Below are 18897 nucleotides of genomic sequence, written 5' to 3' on the forward strand. Positions count from 1 at the left end.
CCCATTACGCTGGACCGCGATGTCGAGCCCGGTGATGCGATCGAGCCTGTCCCGGTCGCTGGACAGGTCGCTCGCGACGCTGCTCGCGACCGGTGCCCTGCTCGCGGCCGTCGAAGTCGCGCTCCTCCCGCTCGACGGCCCGGCCGGCCCGCTGCTCGTCGGATTCCCGGTCGTGTTCGTCATCTACCTCGCCGCGGGCCTGCTCGCCTGGTACCGACGCCCCAGCAACCGGATGGGCGGACTCATCGTGTTCGCCGGGTTCGCCGTCTACGCCGCCGGACTCGCCAACACCGAGATCCCCGTGCTGGTCGCCACGGGCACCGTCACCAGCACGCTCGCGCTGGCCACGACGGTGCACCTCCTGCACGCGTTCCCGTCGGGGCGGCTCCGCGGACGGGCGTCGATCGCGACGGTCGCGGTCGCCTACGTCACCTCGCTCGTGTTCGAGGCGCCCTCGTACCTCTTCGACCCCGCGCAGTCGCCCGAGGCGGGCCTCGCCATCGCCGATCGCCCCGACCTCGCGGCGGCCGGCGGCCTCGTCCAGCAGATCCTCGGGGTCTCGGTCATGATCGCCACCGCAACCCTGCTCGTACGTCGCCTGGCGACCGCCGACCGGGCGCACCGCGGCGCGCTCATGCGGCTCTACGGCTACGGCGCCTTCGCGGTGATCGCCCTCGTCCTCATCCCCAACGTGCTCGGCCGGGCGCTCGGAATCCCGGGCCTCCTGACCGGCATCATGCAGCTCGCCCTGCTCGCCGGCATCCCCATCGCCTTCGCGCTCGCCGTGCTCCGAGGCGGCTTCGCGAGGACCGGCGAGCTCGAGGAGCTCGGCAGCTGGCTCGGCGCGACGGGCGGCGCCAAGCCGACGCTCGCGACCGCGCTCGCCAATGCGCTCGGCGACCAGACGCTGCAACTGTCGTTCTGGGTGCCGATGCGGCGGGCGTTCGTCGACGAGCACGGCGTGCCGCTTCCCGCCACCGCGCCCGTCCGAGGGCGCGGCACCGTCGAGATCAACCTCGACGGTCGCCTCGTCGGCGCCATCACGTACGACTCGGAACTGATCGGCGACGCCGACCTCGTGCGCACCGCGGGGCGCGTCGTCGCCATCGCCGTCGACCGCGAGCGCCTGACCGCCGAGCTCCGGGCGAGCCGCATCGCCCTGCAGCGCTCGCGCGAGCGCCTGGTCGACGCCGCCGACCTCGAGCGGCGCCGCATCGCCCAAGACCTCCACGACGGCCTGCAGGTCCAGCTCGTGCTCCTCGGGATCGAGGCGCAGCAGCTCCCCAACGCACCAGGATCGGCCGACGTCCTCGCGGAGCGCGCCACCCGGCTGCGCATGGGCATCGATGCCGCCGCAGCCGACCTGCGCCGACTCGTGCACGAGGTCATGCCTGCCGCGCTCATCGAGCAGGGTCTCGCCGCGGCCGTCGAGGACCTCGTCGACCGCATGCCGATCCCGACCGCGCTCGAGCTCGGCCAGGACGGCCCCTGCCCGCGCGTGGTCGAGCGGACCGCCTACTTCGTCGTCGCCGAGGCGCTCGCGAACACGGTCAAGCACGCCCGCGCCGACAACGCCTCCGTACGGCTGAACAAGGCCGACGGCGTGCTGCGCGTCGAGGTGCGCGACGACGGCCTCGGGGGCGCCTCGCTGAGCGGCGGCACCGGGCTGCGCGGCCTCGTCGAGCGCGTCGACGTGCTCGGCGGCACCATCAATATCACTGGCTCGCCCGGACAGGGCACGAACATCACCGTGGAGTTGCCGTGCGTGTAGTCATCGCCGAAGACGAGACGCTGCTGCGCCACGGCCTCCAGCTCGTCCTCGAGCAGGGCGGCTTCGAGGTCGCCGCGAACGCCGGCGACGCCGTCGGGCTCGAGGAGGCCGTGGCGACGCACCGACCCGAACTCGTCGTCACCGACATCCGGATGCCGCCGACGCACACCGACGAGGGCCTCATGGCGGCGCTGCGCATCCGTCGGGAACACCCCGAGACGGCGGTCATGGTGCTGTCGCAGCACGTGCAGCGCCGGTACGCCAACGAGCTGCTGAACGCCCAGACCGGCCGGGTCGGCTACCTGCTGAAGCAGCGCATCGCCGACGTCGAGACCTTCCTCGATGACCTGCGCACCGTCGCGGCCGGCGGCACCGCCCTCGATCCCGACGTCGTGGCCGTCATGGTGGCACGGGCCAAGCGGGCCGGCACCACGATCGGCAACCTCACCCCGCGGCAGCAGGAGGTGCTCGCGCTCATGGCCGAGGGGCGGAGCAACGCCCGCATCGCGGCGCAGCTGTTCCTCAGCGAGAAGGCCGTCGTGCAGCACACGTCGCACATCTACGACGCGCTCGGGCTGCCCGTGGACTCCGACGCCCACCGGCGGGTGCTCGCGGTGCTGCGGTACCTCAACGACGCCTGACGCCGACGACCGCGGTCGGTGCGCCCTGTCGGCTCAGTCGGCCGCGACGGGTGCGAGTACCACGTGGGCGTCGCCGAGCACCTCCGCGTGCCGGCTGCGGACGAGGAACTCGCGTACGGTGTCGCGGCTTCGGGTGAGGCATCCGATCTTCGCCTCGAGCGCGTCGAGTTCCGCGGCGAGGCTCTCGGCGAGGTTTCGCGAGCACGTGCGCGCGAGCTCCTCTCCCTCGACGCCCTCCATGCCGAGCAGCAGCCGGATGACCCTCGTGGTGAGCCCGGACGACAGCAGGCCGCGGATCTGCTCGACGGCGGCGACGGCGGACTCGGGATAGTCGCGATAGCCGTTGGACCTGCGCTCCGACGCGATCAGGCCCTGCTCCTCGTAGTACCGCAGCATCCTGGTCGGCACGCCGGTTCGTCGCGACAACTCGCCGATGCGCATGGGTCCTCCCGTGGACTTGACCTTCACATAGATGTCAAAGTTTAGCCTCGCGGTATGTCACAGACCACCGCCATCCCCGAAGCCCCTCCGGCGACCCGCACCCCGTGGCCCACGCTCATCGTGCTCGCGTTCGCCGTGTTCGCCACCGTCACGGTCGAGATGATCCCGGCGGGGCTGCTTCCCGCGATGAGCGCCGAGTTCGGCGTCTCGGCGGCGCAGGTCGGCTTGCTCGTCTCCCTGTGGTCGGCCACCATCATCGTCACGAGCCTCCCCGTGGTACGCCTCGCCGCACGCGTCGACCGCCGCACGTTCATCGTCGCCGCGCTCGCCGTGATGGCGATCGCCAACGTGATCACCGCGCTGGCGCCGAGCTTCGAGGTCGCGCTCGGCGTGCGGGTCGTCGCCGCCGTGGCGCACGGCGCGTTCTGGTCGATCGTGATGGTGTACGCGACATCGCTCGTCGACCCCCGGGTCTCGGGTCGAACCGTCGCCGTCGTCAGCGCCGGGGCCTCCGGCGCGACGGTCCTCGGCATCCCGCTCGGCACGCTCGTCGGGCAGGTGGCGGACTGGCGGCTCGTCTTCGGCGGCCTCGCCGCGGTGCTCGCCGCCGTCGCCGTCGTGATCCATCGCCGACTCCCCCGCCGTCCCGGCACCCGTCCCGCCCCGCGCGGCGAACGCCGTCGGGACCAATCGTTCCGCCCGGTGCTGGCCGCCGCGATCGCGTGCCTCTTCACCGCCGCGGCGAGCTTCACGCTGTTCACCTACATCGCGCCCTACCTGACGGATGTCGCCGGCCTGCCCGCCGCGTGGATCAGCCCGATCCTCTTCGGCTTCGGCGCCGCGGGCATCGCCGGCCTCGTGATCGCGGCGCTCACCGCCGACCGCTGGCCGGTCACCTCCCTCGTCGCCATGTCGGCGCTGTTCGCCGTCGCCCTCGGCACGCTGGGGATCGCCTTCCAGAGCACGGTCGCCGTGGTCGCGGCGATCCTCGCCTGGGGTCTCGCGATCGGCGGCCTGCCGGCGATGCTCCAGTCGCGACTGCTGGGTGTGGCCTCGCCGGAGCTGCGCGCCACCGCGAGCGCCCTCATGGTCGTGTTCTTCAACGCGGGCATCGCGCTGGGCGCGACGCTCGGCGGCGTGCTCGAGACCGGCGTCGGGCTCGTCGCGGCCGCGTTCACGGCGGCCGGACTCGCGGCGCTGGCCACGGGGGCGGTCGTGGCGTCGCGGCTCCTCGCGGGGCGGTGAATCGCCGCGGCATGCGCTCGAGACGACTCAGCCCCAGGCGGCATCGAACCGGGTCCGCAGGTCGTGCAGGCGTTCGGTCGGCTCGTTCGCGAACACCAGGCGCAGGTAGCGGGCGCCCGACGGCCCCCAGCCGTCCATCGGCGTCGCCGCGACCCGGCCCCGCTCGAAGAGACGTTCCGACGCCTCGGCGGGGCTCATCCCGAGCTGCGCGGTGTCGATGAGCAGCGACCACCCGCCGTCGGGAGGGATGACGGGAAGCCCCGCCAGCTGGTCGAGGATGACGTCGCGCCGTGCCCGCCACGTGTCGACGGCGCGATCGACATCGTCGGCGGCGTCCGGCGCCTCGAGGGCGGCCGCGACGGCCTCCTGGGCGAGTCCCACCTGGCAGACGACGTTGGTGAGTCCGACCAGGTTGACATCCGCGAGGATCGCCTCGGGGCCGACGACCCACCCCACGCGCCATCCGATCATCCGCAGTTCCTTCGACGCCGACCCCACCGTGATGGTGCGCGCGGCCAGCCCCTCGACCTGCGCGGGGTGCACCCGCTCACCGTCGTCGAACCGAAGGCGCTCCATCGCGGCGTCGTAGATCAGCCACGCGCGATGACCATCGAGGGCGCGCGCGAGCGCCGCCCAGTGCGAACGACCGAGCACCGAGCCGGTGGGCATGGCCGGCGACATCATCAGGACCGCGGCCGTGCGTTCGGTCACCGCCGACGCCAGGAGCTCCGGATCCACGCTCCACCCCGCCGCCGTCGGCGTGAGGGGAACGAACCGCGGCACTCCGCCCGCGAGCCGCACCCGGTTGACGAGCCCGGCGTAGATGGGATCGACCATGACCACCTCGTCGCCGGGCTCGACGACCGCGAGGAGCGTGTTCAGGATCCCATTGAGCCCTCCCGCCGTGATCACGCACTCGCGAGCGGGATCGTAGGCCCGGGCGGCGAGCCGGCCGACGTGAGCGGCCGCCGCCGCGCGGAGCGACACCGCGCCCTGGAATGGAAGGTAGCTGTTGGCGCGATCCTCGTCGACGGCGGCGCGCGTGCGCTCCAGGGCGATCGCAGGCGGCCGGATGTCGGTGTCGAGGTTCTCGAGGCGCAGCAACGACGCGTCGTGCTCCCGATCGGCCCGGTCGCCGAGCAGGTCGACCCCGATGCCGGGGATGTGCTGCAGGCGTTGGACTGGCATGGTCCCTCCCGTGTTCTGTTTACGGAACGTTTTGTTCACAGAACAGTAGACTGCAGACATGCCCGACCGTCAACCCGCCAAGGACAGGCCGTCGTTTCCGGATGTCTCCGCCTCGATCGGAAGCCGCATCAGAGACCTCCGGGCCGAACGCGGCATCTCGCTGGGCTCGCTCGCGGTCACCACCGGCCTCGGGAAGGGGACGCTGTCCGAACTCGAGCGGGGGCGGCGCAACCCGACCCTCGACACGCTGTTCGCGATCGCGACGGCGCTGACCGTGCCGCTCAGCGATCTCCTCCTGACGAGCGGCGATACGGCCGTGGGTTCGGCCGCCGCGGGAGACGGGCCCCGCGCCCACGGACAGAGCGTCGACGCCCGGCTGATCGGCCGCTGGCGCGAGCGCGCCGAGGTCGTCGAGGTCTACCGCATGGCGATCGGTCCCGGACGCAGGGAGTCGCGCAGGCACTCCGACGGGGTGGTGGAGAGCATCACGGTGATCGACGGGGAGATCGCCGTCGGGAGCGTCGCGGCGCCGGCGCGGTTGCGAAGCGGCGACAGCCACACCTTCCCCGGCGACGAGGACCACGTCTACGAGGGGGTCGGCGACCATCCCGCCAGCACCGTCCTCGTGATGCGCTACCCGACCGAGCCCGCGAGTTCAGGGTAGGGCGCGACGGCAGCGTCCGCCGGACGGATGCCCCGCTCGCGGCGACCGATTCCACTGGTGCCCCTGGAGGGACTCGAACCCCCAACCCTCGCCTTAGGACGGCGCTGCTCTTCCATTGAGCTACAGAGGCTGACCGCACGAGTCTACCGGCTCGCGATAGCGTGATGAGCGAGCGCGGGCGCCACGCCACGGCCGCCCGGCACGGGCGGCGGCCCGAGGAACGAGGGAGCATGTCGGCGACGCAGACCACGAGGTTCTGGGTGGGCGCGTCGACGCGCGGCGAACTCGGATCGCCGGCGCGGGGCATCCGGTGTCTGGATGTCGCGGCCGACGGCTCGGCGACCCTCGGCGATCCCATCGACGTCGGCCCGAATCCCATGTACCTCGCCGTTTCGAGGGCGACGCGCGTGCTCGGCATCGTGCACGAACTCGCCGATGGACGCGTGTCGACCTGGACGCTCGACGGCGACGCGGTCACGCCGTTCGGTGCCGCCGGCTCCACAGGTGCCGGCGATCCGTGCTTCCTCGCCTTCGATGAGGCGGGCTCGTGGATCTTCGCCGCGAACTACTCCGGCGGGCGCCTCACCGCGCATCCGGTGGCTCCGGATGCCCCGGCCGACGCCGTATTCTCGATCGCGTTCACGGGTTCCGGCCCGAACCGCGAGCGCCAGTCGTCGCCGCATCCGCACCAGGCCGTGATCGACGCCGCGCGTGACCGGCTCCTCGTGCCCGACCTCGGCGCCGATCGGATCCGCGTGCTCGGACTCGCAGGCCTCCCCGACCGCCTCACCCACGACGACGCCGACGACATCGCGGTGCACGCCGGCGCCGGTCCCCGACATCTCGTCATCGCGGGCGAGGTCGCCATCGTCGCGAACGAGCTCGACCGCACGGCGAGCCTCGTCGACCTCGCCGAGAGCCGCGAGATCGCGTGGGTACCCGTCGACCAGGCGGTCGCCGCTCGCGGGCTCGGCGTCTCGGCGATCCGGCTGACAAGGTCGGGCACCGTGCTCATCGGCGATCGCGATGCCGACGCGCTCGTCGCGCTGCGGTACGACCCCGACGCGCGGTCGCTCGAGCACGTCGCGTCGGTGACGACCGGCGGGCGGCATCCGCGCGACCTGCACGTGACGCACGACGAACGGTTCGCCCTCGTCGCCGACCAGGCCTCGGACTCGATCGCGATCGTCGCGCTCGAGGACGGCGTGCCGGTCGAGGTCGTGGAGACGCTCGGCACGCCCGCGCCGGCGTGCCTGGCTCGGGTCGGGTAGGCGGGTTTCGAGACCGCGCCGGCGTGCATCCTCAATCCGCGGGGCGCGGCGCTGGCGCGCCTCCTCGACCCGCGGCTCAGTTGTAGCCGAGGATGACGATCGCCGAGGTCGCCGGGGTGGGCTCGTCGACGAACCCGATCTCCTCGAGTCGCACCTCGTCCAACGGCTGCGTCATCGCGGTCACCTGCCTCTTCATGGAATGAGGTCCCACGTTACCGGCACCTCGCACACGGGTTCACTGGCTGCGTCGTCCAACAAAGCCGACCGGATTCGCCATGGTGTCCACAACGACCGGTGCGGCGAGCCTCAGCCGGGCGGGTAGAGGTAGAGCGCGTCGCTCGCGGGGATGGTTCGCCGGTGGTACGAGTGATCGGAGTTCCAGTTGTACTCCTCGAGGTTCACGCTTCCGTCGGCATTGATCGACTGCACGTACGCGACATGGTTGTAGGGGAACCAGGCGACCGCCCCGACGACCGGCTCGCTCGACGTCGGCCATCCCTTCGCGGCCCATGCGTCGGCCCACGCGTACGCACTGCCGGACGCGAGGTTGCCCCAGTCCCACTTCCACGGGGCGCTCGTGACGCCGGCGTCGCGGTTCAGGCGCCAGGCGACGAAGTCGACGCACTCGCGGTAGTAGTAGCGCAGCGGCGAGAGCCCGCCGCCGTAGTCGTCGGGCACCTGGTCCCACCAGGGATAGTCGTCGCCCTCGGCCTTGACGGTGTAGATCGCGTAACTGCCCGAGCCGGCGCGCGACGCGAGCTCGGCCGCCCACGCGGCCTGTTCGGCGGCTTCGGCGTCGAGTCGGGCCTGTTCGAGCTCGGCCGCGGTCGTGACCGAGTAGGTGTCGTTCGACACGGGCGCTCCGCTCGCCAGCGCGGAGACGTCGACGCGCTGCGCCTCGGCGACGGAGAGGCTGAACACGCCGGATGTCTCGAAGCCGGCGCCGCCCGGCATGAGCGCGTACGCGGGCAGGGCGACCGTGCCGAAGATCGCCGGCACCACCAGCACGGTGGCGAAGACGCGCAACGGGCCGTGGCGTCGCGTCGGGCGCGGGGCCGCGACCACGGCGCGAGCGGCACCGTCTCCGGCGACGGCGCGCGGCTGCGCCACGGGCTTCACGGCCGCCGCAGCGGCGCGACCGGATCGCGCGCGGCGCGTGGGGGTGGTTCGACGGGTGCGACCTCGCTCGGTCGCTCGCCGCTCGGAGCGGGTCGGCTCGTGGGCGTCGTTCTCGTCACCGTGCAACAGCTGAACCTCCGGATCCCGACGGAAGCCGCACTGCAGCACCCTACGGGTTGGCGTCATGTGATCCGGAGGTCAGGGGTGGCTCCGGACTCGTACCACGATAGGGCACACGCGGCGGGCTTGTCACGACCGTCGACGCGGCGGGTCGCGAAGCGGACTCCCGGAGATCAGGCGGCGGCGGAGAGGAACTCGTCCCACTGCGGCAGCGGCCGCTCGAACCCGCGCACGACCCAGTTGCGGCCCTGCGGCATCCTCGGCGTGAACCGCAACTGCCAGCCCATCTCGGCGGGCGTGTGGTCGCCCTTCGTGTTGTTGCACCGCAGGCAGCAGGCCACCAGGTTCTCCCACGTGTCCCGCCCGCCTCGCGACCGCGGCAGCACGTGGTCGATGGTGGCGGCCGAGCGCCCGCAGTAGGCGCAGCGGTGCTCGTCGCGCCGGAGTACGCCGCGACGGCTCACCGGAACCTGATGCACCCGCGGTGTTCGCACGTACCTCGTGAGCAGGATGACGCTCGGCCGCTGCCACGTCCCGCTCGCCGCGTACACCGGATTGTCCTCCTCGTGGAGGATCACGGTGGCCTTCTGGTTCATCACGAGGAGGAGCGCGCGCTTGAAGGAGACGACCGCGAGCGGTTCATATCCGGCGTTGAGCACGAGGGTGCGCATGGGGTGCCTTTCGATCGGGGCTGGATGGCTTCCAGCCGCGTGAACGGATCGACGACCCGGGCGCGAGGACGCGTACCGGTGCGAGAGATGCGAGCCGTGTGCGAACGCCCGTGAAACGAAGAACGGGCACCGTCATGAAGACAGTGCCCGTCGGCGCGTTCGCGCGGAGGATGCTCGGCTGACTACTGCGCCGTTGGTCGAAGTGCGCGCGCACACCCGTGGAATGGGTGCTGCGCGTCTCGACCATCGGCTTTCCCTACCCGGTTCTCGGATCGTCAGAGTACAAGGCTAAAGCACGAATGGCGCGCCGGGAGCCTCCGGCGCGCCAATCCATGCGTCGCGTAACGCGATGTTCACGTGTCAGATGCGGACGATCCAGTAGTCGCTCGTCCAGATCGGCTGGATCCGCACGGATGCTCCCTCGTACGGTGCGTGCAGGATCATCCCGTCGCCGGCGTAGAAGCCGTTGTGACCGGCCATCATGACGATGTCGCCCGGTACCGCGTCGGCCACCGAGATCTGCGTGCCCATGGCACCCTGCGATGCGGCGGAGTGCGGCAGGCTGATGCCGAACTGCGCGTAGACGTACATGACCAGCCCAGAGCAGTCGAAACCGGCGGGCGTGGCGCCGCCGTAGACGTACGGCACGCCGATGTACTGCTGAGCGATCGCGAAGACGCTGGCCGGGTCGGCGGAACCGTACACCGGCGCGGCGGCGAGCTCCGCCGCGGATGGGCCCGAATAGCCTGCGGCGTACGACGCCATCTGCGCCTCCGCGGCCTGGCGTGCCGCCTCGGCGGCGGCGGCGGCTTCCTCGGCGGCCCGGATCTCTTCACCGGTGACGGCCGCGTAGGAGTCCTTGGTGACCGGTGCCGCGATGACGTCGTCGGTCACCTCGACGGACTGCGCCTGCGCCTTCGTGAGCGCCGTCTCGGCGGTGGTGCCGAACTGCGGCCCCCCGCTGCCGGGCGCGAACGCGTACGCGGGGATGGCCAGCGTGCCGACGATGCCTGCCGCGACGGACATGACGAGGACGTTCGCGAGACCGCCGCGCCGGAGACGGCGCGTGGACGCCAGCGGGGCGGTGCGGACGGTGGTGGCGAGGTCCTCTGAGCGGTTTGCCGGAGCCTTCGGGGCGACAGTCGCCCTCGATACGGCCCCTCGTGCGATCTTGCGGGTGTGACGCCGCCGGGGGAATCGAGCCAAAACGTGTACCTCCGCCCCCACGACATCGCTGCCGTCCCACCTGCTGCGCACGGTGACGCGTCGCGGGTTCTGAATCGAGCGGTGGGCGCCGGGGGGCGATCTCGATCCTGTTCCACCGACCGGCTTCTTGCCGGTGGACTGGAACGACGATACGCGAGGCCGCCCGAAATGTCACATTCTGATTACGGCGTGCCCGGCTTCCGCAGGAAATCGAGCCTATTCCCCGATGAAGATGTGTCCCGCGACCTCGGCCGGCAGTTCCAGGCGGCCGTCGACGCCGTCGACCTCGGCGAGCACGCCGTCGCCGGAGGCGCTGAAGGTGGCCGTCGCGCCGGGCACGAGGCCCGCGTGCTTCAGCTGGGCGAGCAGTTCGGGATCGAACTGCACGGGCTCGCCGAGGCGCCGGACCACGCCGCTCACGCTGCCCCTGCCGGCCGACAACGCGTCGAGCACGCGCACCACGCCCGTCATGAACGCATCGGCCGCCGGCACGCCGAGTTCGTCGAGGCCGGGGATCGGATTGCCGTACGGCGACTCCCGCGGCTGCCCGAGGATCTCGATGAGCCGGCGCTCGACCTGCTCGCTCATGACGTGCTCCCAGCGGCATGCCTCGTCGTGCACGAACTCCCAGTCCAGCCCGATGACGTCGGCGAGCAACCGCTCAGCGAGTCGGTGCTTGCGCATGACGTGCACGGCCTTGCTGCGGCCGGAAGGCGTGAGTTCGAGGTGGCGATCACCCGACACGACGACGAGCCCGTCGCGCTCCATGCGGGCGACGGTCTGCGAGACGGTGGGGCCCGAATGACCGAGACGCTCGGAGATGCGGGCACGCAACGGCACGATGTTCTCCTCCTCGAGATCGAGGATGGTGCGGAGGTACATCTCCGTCGTGTCGATGAGGTCGCTCACCTGAAGCCCTCCCTGTCACAGCCGCCTTCCAGACTACCGGTCCGCCACCCCTCGGTAGACTCGACGCATGCCGAGCCTCGTGATCCCCAGCGACCTCCTGCCCGCCGACGGACGATTCGGTTGCGGCCCCTCGAAGGTCCGGCCCGAGCAGCTCGCCCACCTCGCCGCCGAGGGGCCCCGCCTGCTCGGCACCTCGCACCGCCAGGCCCCCGTGAAGAACCTCGTCGGCCGGGTCCGCTCGGGCCTCGCCGATCTCTTCGCGCTGCCCGACGGCTACGAGGTCGTGCTCGGCAACGGTGGATCCACCGCGTTCTGGGATGCCGCGGCATCCGGCCTCATCGAACGACGCGCGCAGCTCTGCTCGTTCGGCGAGTTCGGCCAGAAGTTCGCGGTCGAGGCGGGAGCACCGTGGCTCGAGGCACCCGACGTGCGCAGGGCGGAACCGGGTTCGCGTTCGACGCCCGAGCCCGTCGAGGGCGTCGACGTGTACGCGTGGCCGCACAACGAGACGTCGACGGGGGTCATGGCGCCCGTGATGCGCGTCGACGGCGAGGACGGCGCCCTCACCGTCATCGACGCCACGAGCGCTGCGGGCGGCGTCGAAGTGGACCCCGCGCAGTTCGACGTGTACTATTTCGCGCCCCAGAAGAACTTCGCCTCCGACGGCGGCGTCTGGTTCGCGCTGTTCTCCCCCGCAGCCATCGAGCGGGTCGAGCGCCTCGCCGCGAGCGACCGGTACATCCCCGAGTTCCTGTCGTTGAAGAACGCGATCGACAACTCGCGCCTGAACCAGACCCTGAACACGCCCGCGATCGGCACGCTGCTGCTGCTCGAGAACCAGCTCGACTGGATGAACGAGTCGGGCGGCCTCGCCTGGGCCGATGCGCGCACGCGCGAATCGTCGTCGGTGCTCTACGACTGGGCCGCGCGCACCGAGGTCGCCACCCCGTTCGTGGCCGAGCCCGCCGATCGGTCGCAGGTCGTCGTGACGATCGACTTCGACGAGTCGACGGATGCCTCGCGCATCTCGTCGGTCCTGCGCGAGAACGGCGTCGTCGATACCGAGCCGTACCGCAAGCTCGGGCGGAACCAGTTGCGCATCGCGACGTTCACGGCCATCGAGCCCGACGACATCCGTGCGCTCACCGCATCGATCGACTACGTGCTCGAGCGGATGGGCTGACGACGGTGCGCTTCTGGCTCAGCGAGTCCGAGCGGCGTCCCGACCCGGCGCCCGCCCGAGCCGACGCCCGCAAGGCGGTGTTCGCCGGAACGCTGGCATGGCTCGTGGCGTTCGTCGTCTCGCTCATCGCCCGCGAGCAACTCGCCGCCGCCGGACTGGAGTGGTTCGTGTGGACCGCCGCCATCGGCACCGGCCTCGGCATCGTCGGGCTCGCGGTGGTGCAGGTCATCCGCCGCCGGATCCTGCGTCAGGAGCGCGAGTCGTCGGACTGAGCGTCGTCGTCGTCCGTGCCGTCGTCTTCAGCGTCCCCGTCTTCAGCGTCCCCGTCGTCGTCGGATTCGTCGTCGTCGGCCGAGTCGTCGAAGGAGTCGATGTCGATGCCGTCGAACGCATCGTCGCCGGCATCCTGGCCGAAGGCCGCGTCGAGCTCCGCATCGTCGTCGAGATCGGCGTCGTCCTCGTCGGCCAGCTCGTCCTCGTCGGCCTCGCCGTCGCCGGCCGCCGCCCCGGCGGTCTCCGCCGCGGTCGCAGCGGCGGCCTCCTGCGCCGCACGGTAGTCGGCGAGCCGCTCCGACCACGGCACCCACTCGGGAGCGAGCAGCGCGGTCTCGCCGGGCATGAGTTCGGTCTCGAGCACGGTCGGCTCGGCCCCCTCGACGCGGGCGATCGTCACGCTCCAGTGCCATCCGGGATACCCGGAGAGGTCGGACGCGAACAGGAGCGTCAGCACATGATCGTCCTCGACGACGTGGCCCACGACCGAGCCCACCGTCTCGGGGCGCGTGGCCTCGAGCAACGCCCGACGGGCGAGGTCGACGGCGTCGAGCAGCACCTCGTCGGGCACCGGGGTGGGCGCAGGGGCATCCGTCGCCGTGATCTCCGGCTCGACCTGCTCGGGCTGCTCAGACATCCAGGTCGTCAGCCACCCTGCGCAGCACCGCCGCCACCGTGCGCGCCTTGGACTTGTCGGGGTAGCGGCCTCGGCGCAGGTCGGCGCCGATGCCGTCGAGCACCTTCACGACGTCCTCGACGATGATCGCCATGTCGTCGGCGGGCTTGCGGTTCATCTTCGCGAGGCTCACGGGGGCGTCGAGCACCCGCACCGAGAGGGCCTGCGCGCCTCGCTTGCCCTGCGCGACGCCGAACTCCAGCCGCGTGCCCGCGCGCACGGTCACGCCGGCGGGAAGAGCGGATGCGTGGAGGAAGACCTCCTGGCCGTCATCGGAGCTGATGAAGCCGAATCCCTTCTCCTCGTCGTAGAACTTGACCTTGCCGGTGGGCATCCTGGAACCTCGCTTGCGTCGGAAGGCGCGCGGAATCGCGTCGCGGTGCAGGCTCCAGTCTAGGAGGCCACGACCCCTCCGTCGGCCCGCTGCCCTATTCTTGACAGGTGAGCGAATCCCGTCCCGTCACCGAACACCGCGCCGAGCGCATCCTGGCGTACATGTTCGTCGGCATCGTCGGGGTCTCGATCCTCGCGTTCCTGGCGGTCATGTTCGGCACCCTCGCGGGCGCCGGCGAGAACGACGGCTTCAGCTCGGGCGCCTGGCCGTTCGTCATCATGCTGCCGTGGTTCGGCCTGCCCCTCGCGTTCCTCCTGCTCATCGCGCTGCTGATCGTGAACGGCGTGCGACGGCGCCGCGAATCCGCACCCGGATCGAGCTGACGGGGGCCGATGCTCGAGCTCGCCGCACGACTCCGGGGGCTGCCGCGAGAGGAGCTCGCGTCGGCACTGCGGACGCGCGAGTTCGACACCTCGGGCGCGCGCGACCTGTTCGACCTCGCTGAGGCCCTGCTCGCCCCCGACTCGGTCGACCACGCCCTGACCCGCCTCGATCGCCGTCACCTCGCCGTGCTCGCCGCGGCCTCGGCCATCGCCGACGAGCACGGGTCGACCACGGCCGACGCGGTTCGCGACGAGCTCGTGCGGCTCGGCGGCTCCGATGAGCTGGCGGATGTCGCGGGCCGGCTGCTCGACGAGCTCGCGACGAGCCTGCTCGTCGTGCCGTCCGCCAACCCGGGACGCGTCCACGTGCCCGCGGCGATCACCGCACGCCTCGCCGTGCACGCCGGACGCGAACTCCCCTCCGTCGCGGAACTCGCGGCGCCGGCGCCCGCCGTGCTCGCCGCCGTCGACGACATCGACCGGGGCCTCCTCGAGCGCCGCGCGGCCGAGGCCGCCTACGCGACGGTCGCCGCGACGTCGGAACTCCTCGCCGAACTCGGCAACCAGCCCGCCCGCGAGCTCGCGAAGGGCGGCCTCGCCCTGCCCGACTCGAAGCGACTCGCCGAGTCGGCCGGCATCGAGCTCGACGCGCTCCCCCGGCTCTTCCATCGCGCCGACGAGGCCGGACTCGTCGTGCGCGACGGGGCGTTCTGGCTGGAGTCCGACCTCGGCGCGGCATGGACCCAGCAGCGCACCGCCGCACGGTGGCGGAGGCTGGCCGAGTGCTGGCGCGACCGCATCCCCGCGCCGCTGCGCAACCTCGTCGCGAGGCGCAGTGAGACCCTCACCTCCACCGACCTCCGTCAGGACGTCCGGTGGTTCTACCCGGCCGGCGGCCGGTGGGTCGACGAGGCGCTCGACCGTCTCGTCGACGACGCCGAGGCGCTCGGCCTCGCCGTCGCCGGCGAGCCCGTGGAGGCCGGGCGGCTGGTGCTGGCGGGCGATCTCGACCGCGCGGCGGGCGTGCTCGCGGCCCACTTCCCGGCTCAGGTCGACAAGGTGTACCTGCAGCACGACCTCTCGGTGGTCTCGCCGGGCCCGCTCGAACCCGCCCTCGACGCCCGGCTCCGCGGGTTCGCCGACGTCGAGGGGCGCGACCTCGCGTCGACGTACCGCGTGAGCGCGGCATCCGTGAACCGCGGACTCGCGGCCGGCGAGACCGCCGAGTCGATCCTCGAGTTCCTGAAGGGCGTGTCGCTCACGGGCATCCCGCAACCGCTCGCGTACGTCGTCGGCGAGGCGGCCGCGCGGTTCGGCAGCGTGCGGGTGGCCACCGCCGACGAGCACGACGCGCCCGCACGCTCGGCCGTCCGCTCCGACGACGAACAGCTCGTGCGAACCCTCGCCGTCGACCAGTCCCTCGCCTCGCTCGGGCTCCGGCAGACCGGCCCGCACCGCCTGCTGTCGCGATTCCCGGCCGACGTGGTGTTCTGGGCGCTCTCCGACGCGAAGTACCCGGTCGCCGCCGAGGACGCGAACGGCGAGATCATGCGCCTGCGCCGCCACCGCCTCGCGGCGGCGCCGCCGCCCCCGCCGAAGTCGGATCCCGTCGCGGCGCTCCTCGACCGCGTGCTCGCGACCGGCGACGAGGGCGCGACCGAGCAGGCGTGGCTCGCCCGTCAGCTCGAGGCGGCGGCCCGCGCCAAGGAGACGCTCACGGTGACCGTGCGGATGCCGGGTGGCCAGACGGCCGACTACCTCCTCGCACCGGCGAGCGTCGCGAACGGCCGGCTCCGGGCCCGCGACCGCAAGGCCGACATCGAGCGGACGCTGCCGTTGTCGGCGATCGCCGCCGTGTCGCCCGCGCCGACGAACGTCTGACCCGCGGGGCCCCGGCGGGTCGAGGAGGCCACCCGCGGCCGTCTCGAAACCCGCATCGCGCAGCGACCGGCCGTGCACCCATGAAGCGGGCGTAGACTCGAACGTTATGTCAGACGGCCCCCTCATCGTGCAGAGCGACCGGACCGTGCTCCTCGAGGTCGCGCACCCGCTCGCGGAGGACGCGCGCCACGACCTCGCGGTATTCGCCGAACTTGAGCGCGCACCCGAGCACGTGCACACCTATCGCATCACCCGCCTCGGGCTCTGGAACGCGCGCGCGGCCGGCCACGACGCTGAGGACATGCTCGGCACGCTCGAACGCTACGCGAAGTTCCCGGTGCCGCAGACCGTGGCAGTGGACATGCGCGAGACCGTCGGCCGGTACGGCCGTCTCGTGGTCGACCGCACCGACGACGGCGAGCTGCGACTGCACTCGTCGGACATCGCCGTGCTCACCGAGGTCGCGAACGCCAAGCGCATCGCACCCCTGCTCACCGAACGCCTCGACGACGAGAGCTTCCTCGTGGCGCCGTGGGCGCGCGGGCAGCTCAAGCAGGAGCTCGTGAAGCTCGGCTGGCCCGCCGAGGACCTCGCCGGCTACACGCCGGGCACGCCGCACGAGATCGACCTCGACCAGCGGGACTGGCACCTGCGCGACTACCAGCAGAAGGCCGTCGACAACTTCTTCGACGGCGGCTCGGGCGTCGTCGTGCTGCCCTGCGGTGCGGGCAAGACGCTCGTGGGCGCGGGCGCGATGGCGACCGCGAAGACCACGACGCTGATCCTCGTGACCAACACGGTGTCGGCCCGCCAGTGGCGCGACGAGCTGCTGAAGCGCACGTCGCTCACGGCCGATGAGATCGGCGAGTACTCGGGTCAGGTCAAGGAGATCAAGCCCGTCACCATCGCGACCTACCAGATCCTCACGGCGAAGCGGAAGGGCGAGTACGCCCACCTCGCACTCCTCGATGCGCTCGACTGGGGTCTCGTGGTCTACGACGAGGTGCACCTGCTGCCTGCGCCGGTCTTCAAGCTCACGGCGGAACTGCAGGCACGCCGCCGTCTCGGCCTCACGGCCACGCTCGTGCGCGAGGACGGCCGGGAGGGCGACGTGTTCAGCCTCATCGGACCCAAGCGGTTCGACGCGCCGTGGAAGGAGATCGAGGCGCAGGGCTTCATCTCCCCCGCGGCCTGCTACGAGGTGCGGATCGACCTGCCGCAGTCCGAGCGGCTCGCGTACGCGGCATCCGCCGACGACGAGCGCTACCGGCTCGCCGCGACGGCACCCGCGAAGCTCGCGGTCGTGCGCGAACTCGTGGCGAAGCATGCCGGCGAGCGGATCCTCGTGATCGGCCAGTACCTCGACCAGATCGACGAGCTCGCCGAGGCGCTCGGAGCGCCGCAGCTCACGGGCTCGACCCCCGTCGACGAGCGCGAGCGGCTCTTCCAGGAGTTCCGCGACGGCCGGACGCCGGTACTGGTGGTGTCGAAGGTGGCGAACTTCTCGGTCGACCTGCCCGAGGCGACCGTCGCGATCCAGGTCTCGGGTTCGTTCGGCTCGCGGCAGGAGGAGGCGCAACGCCTGGGGCGGCTGCTGCGCCCGAAGGAGTCGGGCCTGTCGGCGAACTTCTACACCCTCGTCGCACGCGACACGGTCGACCAGGACTTCGCGCAGAACCGCCAGCGGTTCCTCGCCGAGCAGGGCTACAGCTACACGATCCTCGACGCGCACGCGCTCGAAGCGGCCTGACGTCGGCGTCATCGGGTGTCACCGACTTGGCGGTGATGCGAATTCAGCTTAGGCTTACCTAAGCCGCAACTCGCGGTCTGACATCCCCGACTCCCGGAGACCGACCTCCATGCGCTCATCCCGTCGCGCCCTCGCCATCGGCGCGGGCCTCGCCGCCGCCCTCACGCTCGCCGCCTGCGCCCCGACCGGGGGCGGTGACGCCACCGCCCCCGAGACGATCGAGAGCGACGGCGAGCTCACGCTCTACGCCGGTCGCGACGAGGGGCTCATCGCCCCCCTCATCGAGCAGTTCACCGCCGACACGGGCATCGAGGTCGAGGTGCGCTACGCGTCGAGCCCCGAGCTCAACGCGCTCCTCCTCGAGGAGGGCGACCGCACCCCCGCGCAGGTCTTCCTCTCGCAGGATGCCGGCGCGCTCGGCTCGCTCGCGAACGCGGGCCTCACGGCGAAGATCCCGTCCGAGCTCGCCAAGCTCATCCCCGACGGGTTCACGTCCGACGACGACAGCTGGATCGGCGTCACCGGTCGGGCGCGCGTCATCGCCTACGACGGCGACGAGCTCTCCGAGGACGAGGTGCCCGACACGGTCGACGTGCTCGTCGAGCCCGAGTGGAGCGGCAGGGTCGGCTTCCCGCCCGGCAACGCGAGCTTCCAGTCGTTCGTGACCGCGCTGCGCGTGCTCGAGGGCGAGGATGCCGCCGCCGAGTGGGTCGAGGGCATCGCCGCCAACGATCCCGTGCTCACCGAGAAGAACGGTGCCACCCTCGATCTCGTGAACGCCGGCCAGCTCGACCTCGCACTCATCAACCACTATTACTGGTACGAGGATGCCGCCGAGGTCGGCGCCGAGAACATGCGCGCGCAGCTGAAGTTCCTGCCCGGCGACGCGGGCGGCATCGTCAACGTCACGGGCGCCGCCATCCTCTCGGGCGCCGAGGGCGACCCCGACGCCCTCGCCTTCGTCGAGTACCTGGTCTCGGAGAAGGCGCAGCGCTACTTCGTCGAGCAGACCTTCGAGTACCCGCTCCTCGAGGGCATCGACGCACCCGAGGGCCTGCCCGCCCTCGACAGCCTGGTGAACCCCGAGCTCGACCTCTCGGACCTCGAGTCCCTCGAGGAGACGCAACAGCTCCTCGCCGACGCCGGCCTCCTGTAGCGGTTCCGCGCCGTA

At 71.7% G+C, this 18897-nt stretch carries 19 protein-coding genes and 1 tRNA gene; 11 read left to right on the plus strand and 9 right to left on the minus strand.

Annotated elements, in window-relative coordinates:
• Nucleotides 1-19: 19 nt before the first annotated feature.
• Both EZM51_RS19355 and EZM51_RS19360 read left to right on the plus strand, forming a co-directional pair.
• Nucleotides 20-1771: an ATP-binding protein gene (locus EZM51_RS19355; RefSeq protein WP_211195994.1), complete on the plus strand. Its 1752-nt coding sequence runs from the start codon at nucleotides 20-22 to the stop codon at nucleotides 1769-1771.
• Complete coding sequence (locus EZM51_RS19360; RefSeq protein ID WP_136709949.1) at nucleotides 1762-2412, plus strand: response regulator transcription factor; 651 nt, start codon at nucleotides 1762-1764, stop codon at nucleotides 2410-2412. Before EZM51_RS19355 ends, EZM51_RS19360 begins: the two co-directional genes overlap by 10 nt.
• Before the next feature lie 33 nt (nucleotides 2413-2445).
• Here the strand turns inward: EZM51_RS19360 and EZM51_RS19365 are convergent, their stop codons facing one another.
• Nucleotides 2446-2853, minus strand: coding sequence for a MerR family transcriptional regulator (locus tag EZM51_RS19365; RefSeq protein ID WP_136709950.1), 408 nt, complete (start codon nucleotides 2851-2853; stop codon nucleotides 2446-2448).
• A gap of 54 nt (nucleotides 2854-2907) precedes the next feature.
• On the opposite strand from EZM51_RS19365, the gene EZM51_RS19370 reads away from it, so the two are divergent.
• Nucleotides 2908-4098 carry an MFS transporter gene (locus EZM51_RS19370; RefSeq protein ID WP_136709951.1) on the plus strand — a complete coding sequence of 397 codons (1191 nt, stop codon included), beginning with the start codon at nucleotides 2908-2910 and terminating at the stop codon, nucleotides 4096-4098.
• Nucleotides 4099-4125: 27 nt separating this feature from the next.
• Here EZM51_RS19370 and EZM51_RS19375 read toward each other — a convergent pair whose 3' ends face one another.
• Nucleotides 4126-5286 carry a pyridoxal phosphate-dependent aminotransferase gene (locus EZM51_RS19375; RefSeq protein ID WP_136709952.1) on the minus strand — a complete coding sequence of 387 codons (1161 nt, stop codon included), beginning with the start codon at nucleotides 5284-5286 and terminating at the stop codon, nucleotides 4126-4128.
• Nucleotides 5287-5344: 58 nt separating this feature from the next.
• Between EZM51_RS19375 and EZM51_RS19380 the strand changes: the two genes are divergently transcribed.
• Complete coding sequence (locus EZM51_RS19380; RefSeq protein WP_136709953.1) at nucleotides 5345-5950, plus strand: helix-turn-helix domain-containing protein; 606 nt, start codon at nucleotides 5345-5347, stop codon at nucleotides 5948-5950.
• Nucleotides 5951-6005: 55 nt separating this feature from the next.
• On the opposite strand, the gene EZM51_RS19385 is transcribed toward EZM51_RS19380, so the two are convergent.
• A tRNA-Arg gene (locus EZM51_RS19385) sits at nucleotides 6006-6080 on the minus strand.
• A 100-nt stretch (nucleotides 6081-6180) separates the two neighbouring features.
• Between EZM51_RS19385 and EZM51_RS19390 the strand changes: the two genes are divergently transcribed.
• Nucleotides 6181-7221, plus strand: coding sequence for a beta-propeller fold lactonase family protein (locus tag EZM51_RS19390; RefSeq protein WP_169053999.1), 1041 nt, complete (start codon nucleotides 6181-6183; stop codon nucleotides 7219-7221).
• Nucleotides 7222-7527: 306 nt separating this feature from the next.
• Here EZM51_RS19390 and EZM51_RS19395 read toward each other — a convergent pair whose 3' ends face one another.
• The 4 genes from EZM51_RS19395 to EZM51_RS19410 all read right to left on the minus strand — a co-directional run bounded on the left by EZM51_RS19395 (nucleotide 7528) and on the right by EZM51_RS19410 (nucleotide 11246).
• Complete coding sequence (locus EZM51_RS19395) at nucleotides 7528-8466, minus strand: CHAP domain-containing protein (RefSeq protein WP_169054000.1); 939 nt, start codon at nucleotides 8464-8466, stop codon at nucleotides 7528-7530.
• 167 nt (nucleotides 8467-8633) lie between these two features.
• A complete protein-coding gene (locus EZM51_RS19400) occupies nucleotides 8634-9131 on the minus strand; it encodes an HNH endonuclease (RefSeq protein WP_136709956.1) in 498 nt (165 codons plus the stop codon).
• Between the two features lie 360 nt (nucleotides 9132-9491).
• On the minus strand, nucleotides 9492-10157 hold the full coding sequence (locus EZM51_RS19405) for a C40 family peptidase (protein WP_136709957.1): 666 nt from the start codon (nucleotides 10155-10157) through the stop codon (nucleotides 9492-9494).
• Nucleotides 10158-10553: 396 nt separating this feature from the next.
• A complete protein-coding gene (locus EZM51_RS19410) occupies nucleotides 10554-11246 on the minus strand; it encodes a metal-dependent transcriptional regulator (protein WP_136709958.1) in 693 nt (230 codons plus the stop codon).
• Between the two features lie 67 nt (nucleotides 11247-11313).
• On the opposite strand from EZM51_RS19410, the gene serC reads away from it, so the two are divergent.
• Together serC and EZM51_RS19420 are read left to right on the plus strand one after the other, a co-directional pair.
• Nucleotides 11314-12429: a phosphoserine transaminase gene (gene serC / locus EZM51_RS19415; RefSeq protein WP_136709959.1), complete on the plus strand. Its 1116-nt coding sequence runs from the start codon at nucleotides 11314-11316 to the stop codon at nucleotides 12427-12429.
• A 5-nt stretch (nucleotides 12430-12434) separates the two neighbouring features.
• Nucleotides 12435-12701 carry a DUF2530 domain-containing protein gene (locus EZM51_RS19420; protein WP_136709960.1) on the plus strand — a complete coding sequence of 89 codons (267 nt, stop codon included), beginning with the start codon at nucleotides 12435-12437 and terminating at the stop codon, nucleotides 12699-12701.
• Here the strand turns inward: EZM51_RS19420 and EZM51_RS19425 are convergent.
• Entirely contained in the window at nucleotides 12677-13339 is a 663-nt protein-coding gene (locus tag EZM51_RS19425; RefSeq protein ID WP_136709961.1) for a DUF3027 domain-containing protein, read from the minus strand. The genes EZM51_RS19420 and EZM51_RS19425 overlap by 25 nt on opposite strands.
• On the minus strand, nucleotides 13332-13712 hold the full coding sequence (locus EZM51_RS19430) for a cold shock domain-containing protein (protein ID WP_136709962.1): 381 nt from the start codon (nucleotides 13710-13712) through the stop codon (nucleotides 13332-13334). Before EZM51_RS19430 ends, EZM51_RS19425 begins: the two co-directional genes overlap by 8 nt.
• Nucleotides 13713-13819: 107 nt before the next feature.
• Here EZM51_RS19430 and EZM51_RS19435 point away from each other — a divergent pair, with 107 nt between their 5' ends.
• The 4 genes from EZM51_RS19435 to EZM51_RS19450 all read left to right on the plus strand — a co-directional run bounded on the left by EZM51_RS19435 (nucleotide 13820) and on the right by EZM51_RS19450 (nucleotide 18882).
• Nucleotides 13820-14095, plus strand: a complete 276-nt coding sequence (locus EZM51_RS19435; RefSeq protein ID WP_136709963.1) for a hypothetical protein — start codon at nucleotides 13820-13822, stop codon at nucleotides 14093-14095.
• A 9-nt stretch (nucleotides 14096-14104) separates the two neighbouring features.
• Entirely contained in the window at nucleotides 14105-15976 is a 1872-nt protein-coding gene (locus EZM51_RS19440) for a helicase-associated domain-containing protein (RefSeq protein ID WP_136709964.1), read from the plus strand.
• A 106-nt stretch (nucleotides 15977-16082) separates the two neighbouring features.
• Entirely contained in the window at nucleotides 16083-17726 is a 1644-nt protein-coding gene (locus tag EZM51_RS19445) for a DNA repair helicase XPB (protein ID WP_136709965.1), read from the plus strand.
• A gap of 109 nt (nucleotides 17727-17835) precedes the next feature.
• The gene (locus EZM51_RS19450; RefSeq protein WP_136709966.1) at nucleotides 17836-18882 is read left to right on the plus strand and encodes an iron ABC transporter substrate-binding protein; all 1047 of its coding nucleotides are present in this window, start codon (nucleotides 17836-17838) and stop codon (nucleotides 18880-18882) included.
• The last annotated feature ends 15 nt before the right edge of the window (nucleotides 18883-18897 follow it).

The organism is Agromyces sp. H66 (assembly GCF_004959775.1).
Taxonomy (GTDB): Bacteria; Actinomycetota; Actinomycetes; order Actinomycetales; family Microbacteriaceae; genus Agromyces.

Coding starts and splice junctions, on each gene's coding strand:
- EZM51_RS19355 (WP_211195994.1), top strand. CDS start 20: ATGTCGAGCCCGGTGATGCGATCGAGCCTGTCCCGGTCGCTGGACAGG.
- EZM51_RS19365 (WP_136709950.1), bottom strand. CDS start 2,853: ATGCGCATCGGCGAGTTGTCGCGACGAACCGGCGTGCCGACCAGGATG.
- EZM51_RS19370 (WP_136709951.1), top strand. CDS start 2,908: ATGTCACAGACCACCGCCATCCCCGAAGCCCCTCCGGCGACCCGCACC.
- EZM51_RS19375 (WP_136709952.1), bottom strand. CDS start 5,286: ATGCCAGTCCAACGCCTGCAGCACATCCCCGGCATCGGGGTCGACCTG.
- EZM51_RS19380 (WP_136709953.1), top strand. CDS start 5,345: ATGCCCGACCGTCAACCCGCCAAGGACAGGCCGTCGTTTCCGGATGTC.
- EZM51_RS19390 (WP_169053999.1), top strand. CDS start 6,181: ATGTCGGCGACGCAGACCACGAGGTTCTGGGTGGGCGCGTCGACGCGC.
- EZM51_RS19400 (WP_136709956.1), bottom strand. CDS start 9,131: ATGCGCACCCTCGTGCTCAACGCCGGATATGAACCGCTCGCGGTCGTC.
- EZM51_RS19405 (WP_136709957.1), bottom strand. CDS start 10,157: ATGTCCGTCGCGGCAGGCATCGTCGGCACGCTGGCCATCCCCGCGTAC.
- serC (WP_136709959.1), top strand. CDS start 11,314: ATGCCGAGCCTCGTGATCCCCAGCGACCTCCTGCCCGCCGACGGACGA.
- EZM51_RS19425 (WP_136709961.1), bottom strand. CDS start 13,339: ATGTCTGAGCAGCCCGAGCAGGTCGAGCCGGAGATCACGGCGACGGAT.
- EZM51_RS19430 (WP_136709962.1), bottom strand. CDS start 13,712: ATGCCCACCGGCAAGGTCAAGTTCTACGACGAGGAGAAGGGATTCGGC.
- EZM51_RS19440 (WP_136709964.1), top strand. CDS start 14,105: ATGCTCGAGCTCGCCGCACGACTCCGGGGGCTGCCGCGAGAGGAGCTC.
- EZM51_RS19445 (WP_136709965.1), top strand. CDS start 16,083: ATGTCAGACGGCCCCCTCATCGTGCAGAGCGACCGGACCGTGCTCCTC.
- EZM51_RS19450 (WP_136709966.1), top strand. CDS start 17,836: ATGCGCTCATCCCGTCGCGCCCTCGCCATCGGCGCGGGCCTCGCCGCC.